This window comes from Streptomyces sp. Tek67B01 (genome assembly GCF_055231995.1).
In genome coordinates, this window is sequence record NZ_JBUYUY010000002.1 from 306,523 (window position 1) to 325,334 (window position 18,812).

The following is an 18,812-nucleotide window of genomic DNA, read 5'->3' on the forward strand; positions in this document are numbered from 1 at the left end:
ATCGAAACACGCAAGCGCCTCAAGGAACTGACGGACGCCGCCGCCGAGCCCATCGCGATCGTGGGTGTCGCTTGCCGTTTCCCGGGAGGGGTGACGTCCCCGGAGGAGCTGTGGGAGCTGGTGCGGGCGGGCGCGGACGTCGTGTCGGACTTCCCGGACGACCGCCACTGGGACCTGGAGAACCTCTGCGACCCGGACTCCGACCGGCCCGGTACCAGTTCCACGCGCTCGGGCGGATTCCTGTACGACGCGGGTGACTTCGACGCCGACTTCTTCGGTATCAGCCCACGCGAGGCGCTCGCCGCCGACCCGCAGCAGCGGCTGCTCCTGGAGACCTCGTGGGAGTCCCTGGAACGGGCCGGTATCGACCCCGAGACCCTGCGCGGCAGCGACACCGGGGTGTTCGCCGGTCTCGCGTACTTCGGCTACGGGAACCACTTCTCCACCCCCGAGGCCATCTCGGGCTACGCGCAGACCGGTTCCCTGCTGAGCGTGGCCTCGGGCCGGGTGGCGTACACGTTGGGTCTGGAGGGCCCGACGGTGTCGACCGACACCGCCTGCTCCTCGTCGCTGGTGACGGTGCACCAAGCGGTGCGGTCGCTGCGGCAGGGTGAATGCGGCCTCGCCCTGGCCGGTGGCGTCACCGTCATGGCGATGCCGCAGGTGTTCCGGGAGTTCTCCCGGCAGCGGGGACTGGCGGCGGACGGCCGGTGCAAGGCGTTCGCCGACGCGGCGGACGGCACCGGGTTCTCCGAGGGCGCGGGCGTGCTGGTCCTGGAGCGGCTCTCGGACGCGCGGCGCAACGGACGCCGGATCTGGGCGGTGATCCGCGGCTCGGCGATCAACCAGGACGGGGCGTCCAACGGACTGACCGCGCCGAACGGCCCGGCCCAGCAGCGGGTGATCCGGGCAGCCCTGGCCAACGCCCAGGTGCAGGCGAGCGACGTGGACGTGGTGGAGGCGCACGGGACCGGCACCACGCTGGGCGACCCCATCGAGGCGCAGGCGCTGCTGGCCACCTACGGGCAGGCCCGGAACCCGGGCAGACCGCTGTGGCTGGGGTCGCTGAAGTCCAACATCGGCCACACCCAGGCGGCCGGAGGCGTCGGCGGAATCATCAAGATGATCATGGCGATGCGCCACGGGACGCTGCCCAGGACACTGCACGTGGACCGCCCCTCGACGCACGTCGACTGGTCGGCCGGAGCGGTGGAGCTGCTGACCGAGGCCAGGGAGTGGACCAGCGCCCCCGGCCGGCCCCGGCGGGCGGGCGTCTCCAGCTTCGGGGCCAGCGGCACCAACGCGCACCTGATCCTGGAGCAGGCCCCCGATGAGGAGACGGCGCCCGACCCCGCCGAGCCGGGGCCGGCCGGTGCCGGCGGGCTGGTCCCGTGGGTCGTGTCGGCCCGCTCCGAGCAGGCGCTGCGGGCGCAGGCGCGCAAGCTGCGCGACTTCGTCGCCGCCGATCCCGGTGCGGACGTCGCCGACATCGGTGCCTCGCTCGTGTCGAGCCGGTCGCGGTTCGAGCACCGCGCGGTGGTGCTCGGCCGCGGTCGGGAGGAGCTACTGGGCGCTCTTTCCGCGCTCGGCGACGGCGTGGAGTCCCCCGCCCTGGTGCGCGGCGCTGCCGGGGAACTGGGCGGCTGCGTCTTCATGTTCCCGGGCCAGGGAGCGAAGTGGGCCGGCGTGGCACGCGAGCTGTACGACACGTTCCCCGTCTTCGCGCGGAGCCTAGACGAGGTCTGCGAACGCTTCGACGCGCACCTCCCGTTCGCCCTGAAGGCCCTGCTCCTCGCCGACGAACCCGAGGGAGGCGAGCGCACGGACGTCACGCAGCCGGCGCTGTTCGCCCTGCAGGTCAGCCTGTACCGGCTCTTGACCCGGTACTCCCCGCGCCCCGACCACCTGATCGGCCATTCCGTCGGCGAGATCGCCGCCGCCCACGTGTCGGGAGTCCTCGACCTGGAGACGGCGACCAGGCTCGTGGCAGCTCGCGGACGGGTCATGCAGACGGTCACCGAGCGCGGCGCCATGCTGGCCGTACGCGCATCGGAAGCCGAGGTGAGCGGCCTGCTCGGCGCGTACGACCGCGTCGGTGTCGCTGCCGTCAACGGCCCGGAATCGGTGGTGGTCTCGGGCCTGCGCGACCAGGTCCACGCGGTCCGGGACCGGCTCGTCGCCGAGGGCAGGTCGGCGAAGCTGCTCCCGGTCGACCACGCGTTCCATTCACCGCTCATGGACCCGATCCTGGAGGAGTTCGCGGGAGCGCTCGAAGAGTTCCCCGCGGGCGAGATGTCGATCCCGATCGTCTCGACCAGGTTGGGCCGCGAGGTCACGCTCCAGGAGCTGACGTCGGCCGATTACTGGGTGAACCACGTCCGGGAACCCGTGCGCTTCCACGAGGCGGTGGAGTGCGCCCGTGCGGCCGGTGCGGACGTCTTCCTCGAAGTCGGGCCGGGAGCGACACTCACCGGCCTCACCAAGGACGCCTTCGCCGTCGAGGGCGCGCACGACGCGGTGGTCCTGTCGTCGTCGCGGCGCGACCGCGCGGCGGCGCAGGCGCTGGTCGGAGCGCTGGCCGAGCTGCACGTCCGGGGCGGGGCCGTGGACTGGGACGCCCTGTTCGGGACGCGCCGGACGGTGGACCTTCCGACGTACGCGTTCCAGCGGCAGCGGTACTGGCTGGACTTCGTGGCCGCGATGGAGTCGGCGGACGTCACCTCCGCCGGCCTGTCGACCCCCGGGCACCCGCTGCTCGGTGCCGTGGTGGACCATCCCGGCACCGACGAGGTGGTGTTCAGCGACCTGTGGTCCGTGCGGACCCACGACTGGCTGGCCGACCACACAGTGTTCGGCGCGGTCGTCGTACCGGCGACGGCCTACGTGGACCTGGCGCTGTCGGTGGGCGGGCAAGTCGGGTGCGGCGTGGTCGAGGAACTCTCCCTGGAAGTCCCCCTCGTCCTTCCCGACGCGGGCGACGTGCAGGTGCGGATCGTCGTCGGCGCGGCGGACGAGAGCGGACGCCGCTCCCTGGACGTGTACTCGCGTCCGGCCGAGGAGGGCACGACGATCGGCGGCTGGACCCGCCACGCGACGGGAAACCTGTCCCCGGGCGCGCCGCGCACGGCCGAGCGGGCCGCCGACACGCGCGCGCTCGCCGCGTGGCCGCCGGCCGGCGCCAGGCGGCTCGACTTCGACGGCCTCTACGACTCCCTCGCGGACGGCGGTTTCGACTACGGCCCGACGTTCCGCGGGCTGCGCGAGGTCTGGCGGCACGGCGACGACCTCTTCGCCCTGGCCACCCTGCCGGAGGGCGCCGAAGGCACGGCCCACGGCGGGTTCGCCCTGCACCCGGCACTGATCGACACCGTGCTGCACGCCGTGGTGGTCGGCGGTGTCCTGGAGGTGACGGGCGAGCAGGGCTGGATGCCCTTTTCCTGGTCCGGCGTGCACCTGGCCGGGGAGTGCGGCACGACCGTGAGGGTCCGGCTCACCCCGGCCGGCGAAGGCGTCGTGTCCATGGTGATCGCCGACGAACACGGCCGCGAGATCGCGTCCGTCGAGGCGTTGACGTTCCGGCCGGCCGGTGCCGAGCAGGTGCGCTCGGCGCGCGGCGGTCAGGAACATTCGCTGTACGAACTGCGGTGGCGACCGGTCAAGGAGGGCGATCGGGCAACCCACCACGGGCGGTGGGGCGTCCTCGGCGCGAGGAACGGCCTGGCCTCCCGGCTCTTCGAGGCGGGCGACGAGAGCGCCGTGTTCTACGAGTCCATGGACGAGGTCCTCTCGGGTGAGGCACCCGGGCACATCGTCTTGTGCCTGGACGACTTCGTCACCGCCGAACCCGATCTGCTCACCGAGGTCGGCGAGACCGACAAGCGCGTACTGGACTGGGTCCGGTCGTTCCTCGCCGAGGAACACCTCGACCGGTCCACGCTGGTGGTGCTCACCCGCCGGGCCCTGGACACCGGTGGCGGCGAGGGCGTCGAAAGCCTCCCCGGAGCCTCCGTGTGGGGACTGGTCCGTTCCGCCCAGACCGAGCACCCCGGCCGATTCCGGCTGGTGGACATCGACGACGAGGAGACGTCCTGGACGCGCCTCGCGGACGCGCTCGCCCTCGACGAGGACCAACTGGCGCTGCGCGACGGCGCCCACCTCGTCCCCCGCCTGACGGTGGCCGCACCGGCCGACCACCGCATGGAGCCGCCGGCGGCCGGCGCCCACCGTCTCGGCATCCCGACCAAGGGGACGCTGGAGAACCTGACCTGGGTCCCGTGCCCCGAGGTGGAAGCACCCCTGACGAGCGGCCAGGTCCGCATCGCCGTACAGGCTGCGGGGCTCAACTTCAGGGACGTGACCATCGCCTTGGGGCTGGTGGACCGGACGGCCATCGACGCGGGACTGGGCAGTGAGGGCGCCGGCGTCGTGCTGGAGGTGGCGGACGACGTGACCCGTCTGGCGCCGGGCGACCGGGTGACCGGCATCTTCACCGGCGCCTTCGGCCGCACGGCCGTGGCGGATCACCGCATGCTCGTGCCCATCCCCGACGGCTGGAGCTACGCCGAGGCGGCGTCCGTGCCGTGCGCCTTCCTCACCGCCTACCACGGGCTCTTCCGCGTGGCGAACCTCAAGAAGGGGCAGCGCGTCCTCATCCACGCTGCCGCGGGCGGTGTCGGGATGGCCGCCGTCCAACTGGCCAAGCACGTCGGCGCCGAGATCTACGCCACCGCGAGCCCGGCCAAGTGGCCCGTCCTGTGCGGCCTGGGGCTGGACGAGACGCACCTGGCGTCGTCGCGCGACCTGGAGTTCGCCGAGAAGTTCCGTCGCTCATCGGGCGGCCACGGCGTGGACGTCGTGCTGAACTCCCTCGCGCACAAGTTCGTCGACGCCTCCCTGACCCTGCTGCCCGGCGGCGGACACTTCGTCGAGATGGGCAAGACGGACATCCGTGACCCGCGTCGGGTGGCGGCCGACCACCCCGGCGTCGACTACGAGGCATTCGACCTCTACGAGGCGGGCCCCGACGCGATCCACGAGATGTTCCGGGCCGTCATGGAACTGTTCGCCGACGGCCGGGTACGGCTGAACCCGATCTCCCTGCACGACATCCGCGACGCGCGCCGTACCTTCCGTGAGATGAGCCAGGGCCGCCACGTCGGCAAGCTGGTCCTCGAGGTGGGCGACGGTTTCGGTGGCGGGACCGTGCTGGTCACCGGCGGGACCGGGGGAGTGGGTTCGCTCGTCGCACGGCACTTGGTCGCCGAACACGGCGTACGCAGCCTGCTGCTGGCGAGCCGTCGCGGAGCGGCGGCCGACGGGGTGCCCGAGCTGGTCGCGGACCTGGAGGGCGCGGGAGCGGCGGTACGGGTCGTCCAGTGCGATGTCGCGGACAGGGCCGCCGTGGCGGACCTGCTCGCGGATCTGCCCGGCCGGTACCCGCTGACCGCGGTCGTGCACGCGGCGGGTGTGCTCGCGGACGGCACCGTCGAGTCGCTGACCCCCGAGAGCGTCGACCATGTGCTGCGCGCCAAGGTCGGCGGCGCGGTCAATCTGCACGAGCTGACCCGGGATCACGCCCTGTCGGCGTTCATCCAGTTCTCCGCCCTCGCGGGCACGCTCGGCAACGCGGGACAGGCCAACTACGCCGCGGCCAACGCCTTCCTGGACGCTCTGGCGGCACGGCGCAGGGCTTCGGGCCTCGTCGGCACCTCGCTGTGCTGGGGATGGTGGGAGCAGAGCAGCGGCATGACCGGGCAGCTGGACCAGGCCGACCTGTCCCGGCTGAGGCGGATGGGCATCGCGGCGATGCCGACACCCGAGGCACTGGCCCTGTTCGACTCGGCGTGCGCGAGCGGCAAGCCGGTCCTGGTGCCGGCCCGGGTGGACGTCGCCGCGCTGCGCCACAAGAGCGCCGACGAGCTCCCGCCGCTCCTGCGCGACCTCGTCGAGGGCGGTCGTCCACGCCGGAGCAGGGCGAGCGCGGCCAAGGGCCCCGGCTCGGCCGGGCCGGCCGCCAGGCTGACCGGTCTGCCGGCCGATGAGGCGCGCACAGCCGTCCTGGACTGGGTCCGCGAGCAGGCCGCCGTCGTGCTCGGACACCCGTCCGGCGCGGGCATCGACGTCGACCAGGCTTTCACCAAGCTCGGATTCGACTCGCTGACCGCGGTCGAAATCTGCAACCGTCTGGCAGCCTCGACCGGGCTGCGCCTGCCGTCCGCCCTCGTCTTCAGCTACCCGACACCGCGCGAGTTGGCGGAGCACCTCTTCGGCCTGCTGCGTCCGGCGCCGGCACCGGCACCGGACCCGGCCTCGGCCGAGGACGCCGAGGACGCGCGGATCCGGGAGGCGCTGCGCACCGTCTCGATCGACAGCCTGCGCGACGCGGGCCTCTTGGAGCTGGTCCTGGCCTGCGCGGGCCCGGCCCGGGAGAGCCGCGACGGACAGCGGGCGGACGCGGACACCGGCGCGGACGAACTGTCGGAGCTGGACCTGGAAGCACTGGTCGACCTGGCTTTGGAGGAGAAGAGGTGAGCGACATGACCGACTCCGCCGATCGCACGGCGGACGGCGCGGACCGGATCCAGCGGGCGCTTCGCACCCTGCTGGAGGAGCGTGACCGCCTCCGGCGGGAGAACGACGCCCTGAAAGCCGGCCGTGGTGAGCCGATCGCCGTGGTGGCCATGGCGTGCCGCTACCCGGGAGGCGTGTCGTCGCCCGAGGACCTGTGGGACGTGGTCCGCGGCGGTCTGGACGTCGTGACCGATTTCCCCAAGGACCGTGGATGGCGGGACGTGTACGACCCGGATCGCGACGCCGTGGGCACCTCGTACACGCGTCAGGGGGGCTTCCTCAGCGATGTGGCGGGCTTCGACGCGGAGTTCTTCGGTATCAGCCCGCGTGAGGCGCTGGCCGTCGATCCCCACCACCGTCTGCTCCTGGAGACGTCGTGGGAGGCCTTCGAGCGGGCCGGCATCGTCCCCGCCGAGGTGCGCGGAGCCGACGTCGGCGTCTTCTCGGGGGTCAGCTCGTCCGAGTACGGGTGGCGTTTCCTGGAGGCCGGCCAGAAGGAACTGGAGGGCTACCTGCTGTACGGCAGCTCGCTGAGCGTCGCGAGCGGCCGGGTGGCGTACGAGCTGGGGCTGACCGGGCCGGCGGTGTCCGTGGACACGGCGTGCTCGTCGTCGCTGGTGGCCCTGCACATGGCGGTGCAGTCGCTGCGGGCGGGTGAGTGTTCGCTCGCGCTGGCGGGTGGGGCACTGGTGATGTCGACGCCCGCGCCGTTCGTGGAGTTCGCCCGGCAGGGCGCCTTGTCGGCCGACGGTCGCTGCAAGGCGTTCGCGGACCAGGCCGACGGGACCGGCTGGGCCGAGGGGGTGGGTGTGCTGCTGCTGGAGCGGCTCTCCGACGCCCGCCGCAACGGCCACCCGGTGCTCGCCGTCGTCCGCGGTTCCGCGGTGAACCAGGACGGGGCCAGCAACGGGCTGACCGCACCCAACGGCCGCGCCCAGGAGCAGGTGATCCGGCGGGCGCTGGCGAACGCGGGGGTCGCGGCCCGCGAGGTGGACCTCGTCGAGGCCCACGGCACCGGAACCACCCTGGGTGATCCCATCGAGGCCGGCGCTCTGCTGGCGACCTACGGGCAGGACCGGGCCGAGGGCAGACCGCTCTGGCTGGGATCCCTGAAGTCGAACATGGGTCACGCCCAGGCCGCCGCCGGAGTCGGCGGGTTCATCAAGGCCGTGATGGCCATGCGGCACGGCTACCTCCCCAAGACCCTGCACGTGGATACGCCCTCGCGGCACGTGGACTGGTCCTCGGGCGGTGTCGAACTGCTGGTGGAGGGCCGGGAGTGGACCCGCCCGGACGGACCCCGGCGGGCGGGGGTGTCGTCGTTCGGGGTCAGCGGCACCAACGCGCACGTGATCCTGGAAGAGGCCCCACCGCAGGAGCGGGAGCAGGGTCGCGGCCCGGACGCGGGCGTCGTCGGCGGCCTGGTGCCGTGGGTGGTGTCGGCCAAGAGCGCGAAGGCCCTGGAGCGGCAGGCGGCCGGACTGGGTCACTTCGCCGCCGCCGGTGCGAGCCCGGACATCGCCGATGCCGGCTGGTCGTTGGTGTCGAGCCGGTCGCGGTTCGAGCACCGTGCGGTGGTCCTGGGTCGCGACCGGGACGAACTGGTGCGCGGCCTGACGGCGCTCGGCGCCGGTGCGGAGTCCGCCGGGGTGGTCCGCGGCACGGCCGGGAACCTGGGTGGCGTCGTCTTCATGTTCCCGGGCCAGGGCTCGCAGTGGGTCGGCATGGGCAGGGAGCTGTACGACGCCTTCCCGGTCTTCGCGCGGAACCTCGACGCGTGTGCGGCCGCGCTGGCCGAGTGGGTCGACTGGTCGCTGCTCGACGTGGTGCGCGGCGTACCGGGGGCGCCGACCCTGGACCGGGTGGACGTCGTACAGCCGGCGCTCTTCTCGGTGATGGTGTCCCTGGCCGCACTGTGGCGGTCCTGGGGCGTGGAACCGGCCGCGGTGGTGGGCCACAGCCAGGGCGAGATAGCCGCCGCGTACGTGTGCGGCGCGCTGTCCCTGCGGGACGCCACCAAGATCGTGGCGCTGCGCAGCAAGGCTCTGGTGGATCTGATCGGTCACGGCGGGATGGCGTCGGTGGCCGAGTCCGCGGAGGTCGTGGAAGAGCGACTGGCTCCGTGGAGCGACCGGGTGAGCGTCGCCGTGGTCAACGGACCCAGCTCCGTGGTGGTGTCCGGGGAACCGGACGCACTCGACGAGTTCGTCGACAAGATGAAGGCCGACGGTGTCCAGGCCCGGCGGATATCGGTCGAATACGCCTCCCATTCCCACCACGTGACCCGGGTGCGCGACCAGGTGATCGGCCCGCTGTCCGACGTGCACCCGAAAACGTCGGCGCTGCCCTTCTATTCGACCCTGTACGGCGAAATCATCGACACCGCGGGGCTGAACGCCGACTACTGGTACGACAACCTGCGCGAGAAGGTCCGCTTCGAATCGTCCGTCCGGCGCCTGGCCGAGGACGGTTTCCGGGTGTTCGTCGAGATGAGCCCGCACCCGGTGCTGACCATCCCGGTGCAGGAGATCGTCGAGGACCTGGACGACGCGCTGGTCCTGTCGTCGTCGCGGCGGGGCCCGGACGAGGTGGCGGCCGTGCTCGGCTCGCTGGCCGTGCTCCACGTCCGGGGCGGGTCCGTGGACTGGGACGCCCTCTTCGGGACGCGTCGGCGGGTGGACCTTCCGACGTACGCGTTCCAGCGGCAGCGCTACTGGCTGAGCTCGTCGCACACAGCGGCGGCGGAGGTGTCCCCGACGGAGCCGCCGGCAGACGATGACCACCTCGTCCCTCTGTCGGACCGCCTCTCCGCCCTCCCCGAGGACGACGCGCGGGCACTCGTCCTCGACCACGTCATCGACAGGGCCGCCGTGGTGCTCGGCCACGCCTCGGCCGACTCCATCGACGCCGACGGCGAGTTCGTGAAGGTCGGTTTCGATTCGATGCTGTCGGCGGAGTTGAGCAGACGCCTGACCGCGTCGACCGGACTCAAGCTGAGGGCGAACGCGGTGCTGCGCCACCCGACACCGAGACTGCTCGGGGAGCACATCGCGTCCTTGCTGGCCAAGGGCGTCCCGCAGTGACCCCACCGTGTTCCCGGTGCCCTTCCGCACCGTGCGGACGTCCCGCCGGCGGGACACACGCAAGCCCGACAGCGGCCTGCCCCGCCGGGCACCAAGTTGTCTTGAATGGCTGACTCACTGCCCTGAACGTGGGGGTGATCTGCGTAATCCGCGTTATCGGGCCTGTTTGCTGAGGGGTTGATCTGTGTGCGTACGTTCGGTGCGTCGTCTGCGCATGAAGGGATGTGGCGGGCGCAGCAAATGGCTCCTGACACTCCGAACCATGCGCTGACCATGTGGGACGTGGACGGTGAGCTGGACGCGGCCGTCATGGAATCGGTGTTCCTGCACGTCATGGGCGAGGCGGAGGTGCTGCGCGTCAACTTCGTCGACGACGGCGACGGGCTGCGCCTGGTACCCCGCGAACTGGGGGACTGGCGGCCGTTCTTCCTGGACCTCAGCGCCGAGGCCGATCCCGAGCAGGCGGCGCGCGACGCCCTGGCCGGCCTGGTGCGGCAGCCGTTCGACCTTGCGCGGGATCCGCTGTTCCGGCTCGGTGTGGTCAGGCTCGCGAAGACCCGCTCCCTCCTGGTGATCGCCTACCACCACCTCATATCGGACGGGTTCGGCGCGGGCGGCCTGCTCTCGAAGCGCTTCGCCGAGGTCTACACGGCGATGGCGCGCGGGGAACGGGTACCGCGGCTGCCGCACCCGTGGGACGCCGAGTCGTTCGCCACCGAGGCGACGGAGTACCTCGCCTCCCGGAAGTTCACCGAGGACACCGAGTTCTGGCGCGACTACCTCACGGATGCGCCCGCGCCCGCACGGGTACCGCGCGTCGCCCTGTCCGACTCGACACGGTCCGCGCTCGACGAACCGATGAACAACGCCGACCGCTGGTCGGAGGTGGCCGAGACCATCGGCATGGTGAGCCGCACGCTCACCGTCCCGCGCGCCGAGGCGGACCTGTGGACCCGGACCGCGCAGTCCACGGGCGTGTGGATGTCGCAGATGCTGACCGCCGCCACGGCGGTGTTCCTGCGCCACCGCTGCGACCGCCCGGAATTCCTCCTCTCGCTGGCCGTGGGCAACCGGGTGGGGGTGGCGAGCCGGACGCCCGGCCTCGCGGTGAACGTGGTGCCGGTGCGGGTGAAGGTTCCGCTCGGTGCGACCTTCGCCGAGATCACCGACGCGATCGTCGACGAGACGTACGAGATCTTCGATCACACCGCCTGCCACTACTCGGACATCCAGCGCGCGAGCGGAACCGTCATGAGCGGCCGCGGCAGTTACGGCGCCGTCATCAACGTCGTCGAGTTCGCCGAGCAGCTCCACTTCGCCGACAGCCCGGCCCGCTACTCCGGCGCGACGACCGGCACCTTCGAGGAACTGTCGATCGGCGTCTACACCGACGGGAGCCCCGACAGCGACCTCTACATCCGGCTCGACGCTCCCATGAGCCTGTACGACCGCGCGGAGCTGCGCTTCATCGGCGAGGAGCTGATCGCCTGCGTCCGCGCCGTGGTGGCCGACGGCGGGCAGCCGGTCGGCGCGCTGGACGTGCTGAGCGGCGCCGAGCGGGACCGGGTGCTGACGGCGCCCAACGACACGGAAGCACCCGCGCCGGAGGCGACGGTCGCGCAGCTGTTCGCCCGACAGGTGGAGCGGGATCCCGATGCCGTCGCGCTGGTGTCCGGCGAATCGGCGCTCTCGTACCGGGAGCTGGACGAGCGGTCGAGCCGCCTGGCCGGGGCGCTGCGACGCCGGCACGTCGGACCCGAGACGGTCGTGGCGGTGGCGATGCCCCGCTCGGTGGACCTGGCCGTCGCCCTGCTGGGAGTGGTGAAGGCGGGCGGAGCCTACCTGCCGGTCGACCCGACGTTCCCGGCGGAGCGGATCAGAGCGCAGGTCAGCGCCTCTTCGGCGGGCGCACTGCTCACCGACGCGGCCACGGCCGACGCGCTCGGGGCCGACCTGGATGTGCCGGCGATGGTCTTCGACGACCTCCGGTCGACGACCGCCGACGGCGGCGGCGATGTCCCTCAGGGGCCGGCCCCGACGCACCAGGACGGTCTGCTGGCCGTGACGTACGACTCCACACCGGCCGGCGCGACCACCGCGGTCGCTGTCACGAACCGGAACGTGGTGCGGCTCGTCACGGACCACCACTGGCAGGAAGGGGGCCGCGGCAGCGTGCTGTGGCACGCGCCGCACACCTCCGACGCGCTCGCCCTCGACGTGTGGGTGGCCCTGCTGAACGGCGGGCGGGTGGTCGTGGCCCCTGCGGGGGAACTCGACATCGACACGCTGGAATCGACGCTCGGGGCGCACGACATCTCCACGGTGTGGCTGCCCGTGGGCCTCTTCTCGGCGATCGCGGCGCGATGCCCCGAGTCCCTCGCCGGGTTGCGCGAGGTGTGGACCGGTGGTGACCGGGTGCCTGTGGCCGCGCTGCGCCGTATCCGGGAGGCCTGCCCCGGGTTGACGATCGTCACCGGTCACGGTCCGACGGAGACGACCTCGCTCGCCGCATGCCACCGCCTGGCCGCGAACGAACCGGTGCCCGACGCGGGCACGGCCGGCCGGCCGGCGGACGGCACCGCCCTCTACGTGTTGGGACCGGGGCTGGCACCGGTCCCGGTGGGAGTGACCGGAGAGCTGTACGTGGCCGGGCCCGGCCTTGCGCGCGGATATCGCGGGCGGCCCGGGCAGACCGCCGAGCGGTTCGTGCCCTGCCCGTTCGGTCCGGCGGGTGGACGCATGTACCGCACCGGGGACCGGGTGCGGTGGGGCGTCGAGGGCCGGCTCGAATTCGTGGGCCGGGCCGACGGCCAGGTGGATGTCCGCGGTGTCCGGGTCGAGCCGGCCGAGATCGAGGACGTGCTCTGCGAGCACACCGGTCTGGCACAGTGCGTGGTGGCGGTCAGGGAGGACGGGTCCGGGCAGCAGCGGCTGGTGGCCTATGTGGTCCCGGCGGGTGGCGGGGCCGTCTCGGGCGACGAGCTGCGCCGGTTCGCCGCGGGGCGGCTGCCCGAACTCATGGTGCCGTCTGTGTTCGTGGTGCTGGAGCGCCTGCCGGTAACGGTCAACGGAAGAGTGGACCGGGCGTCGCTGCCGGATCCCGAGTTCGACGACGGGCAGTACCGGGCGCCGCGCAACCACACCGAGCGGGTGCTGGCCGCCGCGTTCGCCGACGTGCTCGAGCTCGACCGGGTGGGCATCGACCAGGACTTCTTCGACCTCGGTGGCAACTCGCTGCGGGCGATCAGGCTGGTCGGCCTGGTCCGTGCGGAGCTGAACCTCGAGGTGTCCATCCGCACGTTGTTCGCGGCGCGCACCATCAGCGGTTTGTCGGACATGTGGGCGGACCTCGCCCGCTCGAGCAGGCCGACTCTGCGCAGGAGGACGAGGGAGGGCGCGGTCCTCTGAGCGGACAGGACGCCGCCAGGGCGGGAACCGGGAATCGAGCCGGTTCCCGCCCTGGCGGCGTGTGGAGGTCGAGCCTGGGGGAGGGCGCGGGTCAGGCCGGGAGGAGTTGCCCGGTGATGGTCCCCAAAATCTCCTCGTGGTGGTCGACGAGGTAGAAGTGTCCGCCGCTGTAGGTGTGCAGAGCGAAGGGCCCTGTGGTGTGGCCGGCCCAGGCGCGCGCGTCGTTCTCGGTGACCACCGGGTCGTCGCGACCGATGAGCGCGTGCACGGGGCAGCTCAGGGGCCGGCCGGCGCGGTACCGGTAGGTCTCGGCTGCCTTGTAGTCGTTGCGCAGGATGGGCAGAGCCAGACGCAGCAGGTCCTCCTCCTCGAGGATCTCTTCGTCCGTGCCGCCCAGTGAGCGCATCCGGGCGATCAGTTCGGCGTCCGTGCCGAGGTGCACCGCACTGGCCGGCTGCCGGGAGGGCGCGGGACGGGCCGAGACGAAGAGCGCCGTGGGTACCGTTCCCGAAGCCTCGAAGCGGCGGGCCAGTTCGAAGGCGACGGTCGCGCCCAGGCTGTGACCGAACAGGGCGATGGGTCCGCGGGTCTGGCGCAGCAGCACGGGGAACAGCTCGTCGGCCAGCTCGTCGACCGAGTCCAGCAGGGGTTCCCTGAGCCGCTCGTGCCGTCCGGGGTACTGGATCGCCAGCACCTCGCACCGGCCGTCCAGATCGCGGGCCACCGGGAGGAAGGAGGCCGCGCTGCCGCCGGCATGCGGAAGGCAGACGAGCTGCTCCGGGCCGGGATCCGCGCGCTGGTACCGGCGGATCCACAGAGCGTCGGGGTTCACGGTGGCCGTGGTCATGGGAGCGTGCCGTCCTTCCGCTGGATGACGTGTGATCAGGCTCGCTCAGCCTGCTCGCGTCCGGCTGGAGTGTTGTGGCCGCCCGATCCCGAACCCCCGTGCACCGGACGCACCGATACTCCCGTCTTGCCCGGGTGCGTCCCGATAACCGGGGCCACCGGACCCCGTCCAGGTCGTACCGGAGTGGGCCTTGTCCTGTGGCCAGGACAGAAGCCCGTAGGAGGGAGTCTGTCAAGGCCCCTCCCCTGAACGCGCCCCGGGGTGCCGTCCCGGACGGCAAGGCATTGTGATGGCCCGTCACCTCGGCCAGTGTGGCGCCATGGACACCACGGAACGCTCGGACATCGCCACCCTGCCGGTCGAACGGCCCGGTGGCTGTCCGTTTGACCCTCCTGCCGAGCTTCGCGAACGTCCCGCACTGAGCAGGCTCGCCTATCCCGACGGGCACATCGGCTGGCTCACCACCAGCCGTGACCTCACGCGTGCGGTACTCGCCGATCCGCGGTTCAGCATCCGCTACGACCTGCTGCACCTGCCCTACGAGACCGGCACGGTCGGCCCCTATCCGCCCGCCGAGCCCGGTGACTTCACGGGGATGGACGCGCCGGAACACAACCGCTACCGGCGGCTGCTGGCCGGTGAGTTCACCGTGCGCCGCATACGCAAGCTCACCGAGCGGATCGAACAGGTCACCGCCGCCCAGCTCGACGAGATGGAGCGGGTCGGCCCCCCGACCGACCTGGTGCAGGCGTTCTCACTGCCCGTGCCCACCGCGATGATCTGCGAAATGCTCGGCGTCCCCCTCGAGGACCAGGAAGAGTTCCTGCGTGAGGCGATCGTGATCACCGCCAGCAGGCCCGGCGAAACCATCTCGGCCGAGGACTGGGCGAAGGCGGTCACCGACCTCCAGGCTTACGTCGGCCGGCTCGTCCTGAACAAGCGCGCCAACCCCACCGACGACATGCTCAGCGGCCTCACCAAGAGCGATCTCACCGACCAGGAACTGGCCAACATCGGGGTCATGCTGCTCGGTGCCGGCCTGGAAACCACGTCGAGCATGCTCTCGCTCGGCACCTGGACCCTGCTCAACAACCCCGAGCAGCTCGCCGCGCTGCGCGCCGATCCGAGCAAGACCGAGACCGCCGTCGAGGAACTGCTTCGCTACCTCACCATCGTGCCAGTCATCATCCGCACGGCACTGGAGGACGTGGAGCTGGGCGGCACGCTCATCCGCAAGGGCGAGACCATCACACTGCACCTGGCGCAGGCCAACCGCGATCCCAAGTACTTCTCGAATCCGGACGCCCTGGACCTCGGGCGCGACTCGGTCAGCCAGATCGCCTTCAGCCACGGCATCCACCAGTGCATCGGCCAGCAGCTCGCCAGGGTCGAGCTGCGGGTGGCGCTTCCGGCGCTGCTCCACCGCTTCCCGAACCTGCGGCTCGCGGTTCCGGAGGAGGAGATCGTGCTGAGCGGTACCGCCTCCATGGCCGGGGTCAAGAGCATGCCCGTCACCTGGTGAACCGGACCATCCGGGCAGCCGGGCCCGTGAGCGCCTCCTCGCGGGCCCGGTGCGGTGCCGCTGCGAGCGGTACCGCACCGCGTGTCTCGCCGGCCTGACGGTTCAGGCCTCCCAGGGCCGCGGGTCAGAGGCTGCGGGCGGTGATGTCGCCGTTGGAGGTGGTGGCGTGGATGGCGAGTTCGGCCGTGCCGTTGTTCTTGAGCGCGTTGCTGATGCGGCCGTGGGGGGTCTCGGCGTCCAGGGCTGCCGAGACGCCCGTGGCGGCGCCGACCGAGATGTCGCCCGACTGGGTGCGGAGCACGACCTTGCCGCCCGTGGCCTCGGTGATCAGGATGTCGCCCCGCGCGGTGCTGATCTCGGCGGAGCCGCACAGCCGGCCAATCTCCACGTCACCGTCGACCGCGGTGAGACGGACGCTCGCGGCCTCGTCCAGCTTGATCTGGCGGTACGCGCCCTCGAAGGCGACGTCGCCGAGGCGGCCGACGGTCCTCAGTTCCGCGCTGGCCGCCCTCGCCTCGACGCGGGAACCGGCGGGCAGCTTGACCGTCACCTCGATGGATCCGGTGGGGCCGAGGTACTGGTTCTTCGCCGCGTTCCGGATTCGCAGGACCCCGTCGGCGTACTCGACGGCCGTCTGCTCCGCCGCCTTCACGTCGCGGCCCTTCGAGGCGTTCGCGGGCAGGATCTCGACCGCGGTGTCGGCCCGGTCGGCGGCGATGAACTGGACACGCCCCGCGGGAATGTCCAGGACGGCGGAGATCGGGGCGGGGGTGTTGAACTTCTGCATCATCGTGCTCTCCCTCAGGCTCTGCGGATCACTGTGCCGAACACTGGAAACGCTACGTTGCTTTCTGAGTTACGGCAACATCAATTTTGCTTTGGATTGCCATCTATGCAGGTAGATGCGATGCAATCATTGCAATGTGCTCGCGTTTAACGCAACAAGCAGGCGGTTGATCGTTGCAATCCGGTGATGGCGAACGCTAGGGTGGAGACATTCGGGGAACATCGAGCGGCACCATGGGGCACCCGTGGGGCCTGAAGGGGGTCGTGATGCCGGGAGGCAGACTCACCCAGCAGGAGCGCCAGCAGATCGCGGTGGGGCTGAGCGACGGCCTGGCGTACGCCGAGATCGCCCGCCGCCTCGACCGTCCGACCTCCACGATCACGCGTGAGGTGATGCGGAACGGCGGCCCAGCCGGCTACCGCGCCGACCTGGCCCATCGCGCCACCCAACAGCGCACCCACCGGCGCAAGCAGGCCGCGCCCACGGACTCGCAGGCGCTCCCGCAGGCATACGGGCGCGACGCCGAGGCCGTGCGCGACTACCAGGAGGCCCTCACCACCGTCTTCATGACCTCGGGCCTGCCCAAGATGATGGCCCGGGTGCTGGGTTGCCTCTACACCACCGACACCGGCAGCCTCACCGCCTCCGAACTCGCCCAGCGCCTGAAGGTCAGCCCGGCGTCCATCTCCAAGGCGATCACGTTCCTCGAAAGCCTGGACCTCGTCCGCCGGGAACAGAGCGACCGCCGGCGCGAGCGCTACGTCGTCGACGACGACCTCTGGTACCAGTCGATGATCCGCAGTGCCCGGGCCAACGACCAGTTCATCGAGACCGCACGGCAGGGCGTGGGCATCCTCGGCCGCGGCACTCCGGCCGCCACCCGCCTGGAGAACGCCGCCGCCTTCCTCGACTTCGTCAGCGAAGGGCTCATCCGCGCCGCCGAGCAGGGCCGCGAGGTCCTCTACACCAGAACCGAAACGACCGAGACGAAGTCTTGAGGGATCGTTGAAGCGCCGCCACGGACGCGCGGGCCCTGTTCGGGACGGCGGTGAAGTCGTCCCGAACAGGGCCCGCGGGCGTTCCGCGCGATGCCTATGCGCGGGAACCGGCACCGCCCACGGCTTCCGGGTCCGAGGCCGGCCGAGGCTCGGTGACGACCCTCACGGCCCCCGAAGGACAGGAGTCCGCGGCGCGGCGGACGGATTCGTCGACGGCGTCCACCATCCGGAGCGGATTCACTCGCCCGTCCTCGCCCTGGTCGAAATACTCGGGTGCGATGAGGGCGCACATGCCGGCACCGACGCAGCGGCTCGGGTCGACGACGAGCTTCTCGGTGCTACTGCGGTCCCACGCGACCGGCAGGTTCCAGACGCCGTAGATGTTCTCCCGGGTGCGCATGGGGATCTCCCCGGCGGGCGCGGCCAGCCGCAGCGACGGGAAGCGCTCCAGCAGGGCGGGAATGGTGACCCGCATCTCGACGCGGGCGAGCTGCTGCCCCAGGCACTGGTGGACGCCGTGCGAGAAGGCCAGGTGACCGGAAGGCTTCCGGCGCAGGTCGAGCCGGTCCGGGTCGGGGTACTTCTTGGGGTCCCGGTTGCCCACCGCGATGGAGAACACCAGCGTTTCCCCCGCCTTGATGGTCTGGCCGCCCAGCTCGACGTCCTCCAGCGCGGTCCGGAACGTCATGTCCGCCACGCTCAGATAACGCAGCAGCTCCTCCACCGCGTCGTCGATCAGGGTCAGGTCGTCGCGCAGTGCGGCGAGCTGCTCCGGATTGTCGAACAGCACGAGCATCCCGGTCGCGATCATGTTGGACGTCGTGTCCATTCCGGCGCCCAGCAGGAACGCGCAGAAACCCGCGATCTCGTCGAGGGTCAGCTCGGTGGCGGCCAGGTCGCTCAACATGTCGTCCGTCGGGTTCGCCCGCTTCTCCACGACCAGGCTGTGCAGGTAGTCGTGGACCGCCGTGTGGGCCGCCCCCCGCTCCTCGAGGCTGACGTCCCAGCTCATCACGGTCCGGGCCTGCTTGAGGAATTCCTCCCGACGGTCCTCCGGTACGGCGAGCAGCTCGCAGATCGTCAGTGAGGGAATGGCCTCCGCGAACACCTTCACCAGGTCCACGGGCGGAGCCAGCTTCTCCATGGCGTCCAGATGCTCGATCGTCATCTTCTGGATGCGCTCGGTCAGCAGCCGCATGCGCCGCACGGTGAACAGACCGGTCACCGCCTGGCGGATCCGCGTGTGGTGCGGAGGGTCGATCCCCGAAGGGTCACCGACCGTCGCCGGCGGCAGGGTGCCCCCCTCCTCGACGAACGGGAAGGGAAGGTGCCACAACTCGTACCGAGCGCTGAACCGCTTGTGATCGGCAAGCACTTTCCGCATCAGCTGGTATTCGGTGACTATCCAGGCATAGTGACCGTCCGGCAGTTTCACCCGGTGAACCGGCGCTTCCTCCTGCAGTTCCCGCCATGCCGGGGACGGCCCGATGGGGCTTTCCTGCGTGCGAGTCGAGGGCTGCAGCATCAGCTCGATCAGCTGCTCGGTCATTCGTACACCCTCCATGGCAACGGGTTTATGGGCGACATCAACGGAGGA

General features: G+C 71.3%; 8 protein-coding genes. 5 read left to right on the plus strand and 3 right to left on the minus strand.

Translation table 11 applies throughout. The features are described from left to right. From ACV7NM_RS34780 to ACV7NM_RS34790, 3 genes are all read left to right on the plus strand, one after another. Nucleotides 1–6,531, plus strand: a complete 6,531-nt coding sequence (locus ACV7NM_RS34780; protein ID WP_463414484.1) for a type I polyketide synthase — start codon at nt 1–3, stop codon at nt 6,529–6,531. A 5-nt stretch (nt 6,532–6,536) separates the two neighbouring features. Next, nucleotides 6,537–9,653, plus strand: a complete 3,117-nt coding sequence (locus ACV7NM_RS34785; RefSeq protein WP_463414485.1) for a type I polyketide synthase — start codon at nt 6,537–6,539, stop codon at nt 9,651–9,653. Nucleotides 9,654–9,839: 186 nt separating this feature from the next. Beyond that, on the plus strand, nt 9,840–13,061 hold the full coding sequence (locus ACV7NM_RS34790) for a non-ribosomal peptide synthetase (protein ID WP_463414407.1): 3,222 nt from the start codon (nt 9,840–9,842) through the stop codon (nt 13,059–13,061). Between the two features lie 91 nt (nt 13,062–13,152). On the opposite strand, the gene ACV7NM_RS34795 is transcribed toward ACV7NM_RS34790, so the two are convergent. Continuing rightward, complete coding sequence (locus tag ACV7NM_RS34795) at nt 13,153–13,908, minus strand: thioesterase II family protein (protein ID WP_463414408.1); 756 nt, start codon at nt 13,906–13,908, stop codon at nt 13,153–13,155. Between the two features lie 319 nt (nt 13,909–14,227). On the opposite strand from ACV7NM_RS34795, the gene ACV7NM_RS34800 reads away from it, so the two are divergent. Further along, nucleotides 14,228–15,430, plus strand: coding sequence for a cytochrome P450 (locus ACV7NM_RS34800; RefSeq protein WP_463414409.1), 1,203 nt, complete (start codon nt 14,228–14,230; stop codon nt 15,428–15,430). A 124-nt stretch (nt 15,431–15,554) separates the two neighbouring features. On the opposite strand, the gene ACV7NM_RS34805 is transcribed toward ACV7NM_RS34800, so the two are convergent. Beyond that, entirely contained in the window at nt 15,555–16,217 is a 663-nt protein-coding gene (locus ACV7NM_RS34805; RefSeq protein WP_463414486.1) for a DUF4097 family beta strand repeat-containing protein, read from the minus strand. 266 nt (nt 16,218–16,483) lie between these two features. On the opposite strand from ACV7NM_RS34805, the gene ACV7NM_RS34810 reads away from it, so the two are divergent. Then, nucleotides 16,484–17,215 carry a GbsR/MarR family transcriptional regulator gene (locus ACV7NM_RS34810; protein WP_463414410.1) on the plus strand — a complete coding sequence of 244 codons (732 nt, stop codon included), beginning with the start codon at nt 16,484–16,486 and terminating at the stop codon, nt 17,213–17,215. A gap of 94 nt (nt 17,216–17,309) precedes the next feature. Here the strand turns inward: ACV7NM_RS34810 and ACV7NM_RS34815 are convergent, their stop codons facing one another. After that, nucleotides 17,310–18,764: a cytochrome P450 gene (locus ACV7NM_RS34815; RefSeq protein WP_463414411.1), complete on the minus strand. Its 1,455-nt coding sequence runs from the start codon at nt 18,762–18,764 to the stop codon at nt 17,310–17,312. Nucleotides 18,765–18,812: the final 48 nt, after the last annotated feature.

Excerpts from the sequence above, each read along its gene's own strand:
- ACV7NM_RS34795 (WP_463414408.1), bottom strand. The coding sequence starts at position 13,908 with ATGACCACGGCCACCGTGAACCCCGACGCTCTGTGGATCCGCCGGTAC.
- ACV7NM_RS34805 (WP_463414486.1), bottom strand. The coding sequence starts at position 16,217 with ATGCAGAAGTTCAACACCCCCGCCCCGATCTCCGCCGTCCTGGACATT.
- ACV7NM_RS34800 (WP_463414409.1), top strand. The coding sequence starts at position 14,228 with ATGGACACCACGGAACGCTCGGACATCGCCACCCTGCCGGTCGAACGG.
- ACV7NM_RS34785 (WP_463414485.1), top strand. The coding sequence starts at position 6,537 with ATGACCGACTCCGCCGATCGCACGGCGGACGGCGCGGACCGGATCCAG.
- ACV7NM_RS34810 (WP_463414410.1), top strand. The coding sequence starts at position 16,484 with ATGCCGGGAGGCAGACTCACCCAGCAGGAGCGCCAGCAGATCGCGGTG.
- ACV7NM_RS34815 (WP_463414411.1), bottom strand. The coding sequence starts at position 18,764 with ATGACCGAGCAGCTGATCGAGCTGATGCTGCAGCCCTCGACTCGCACG.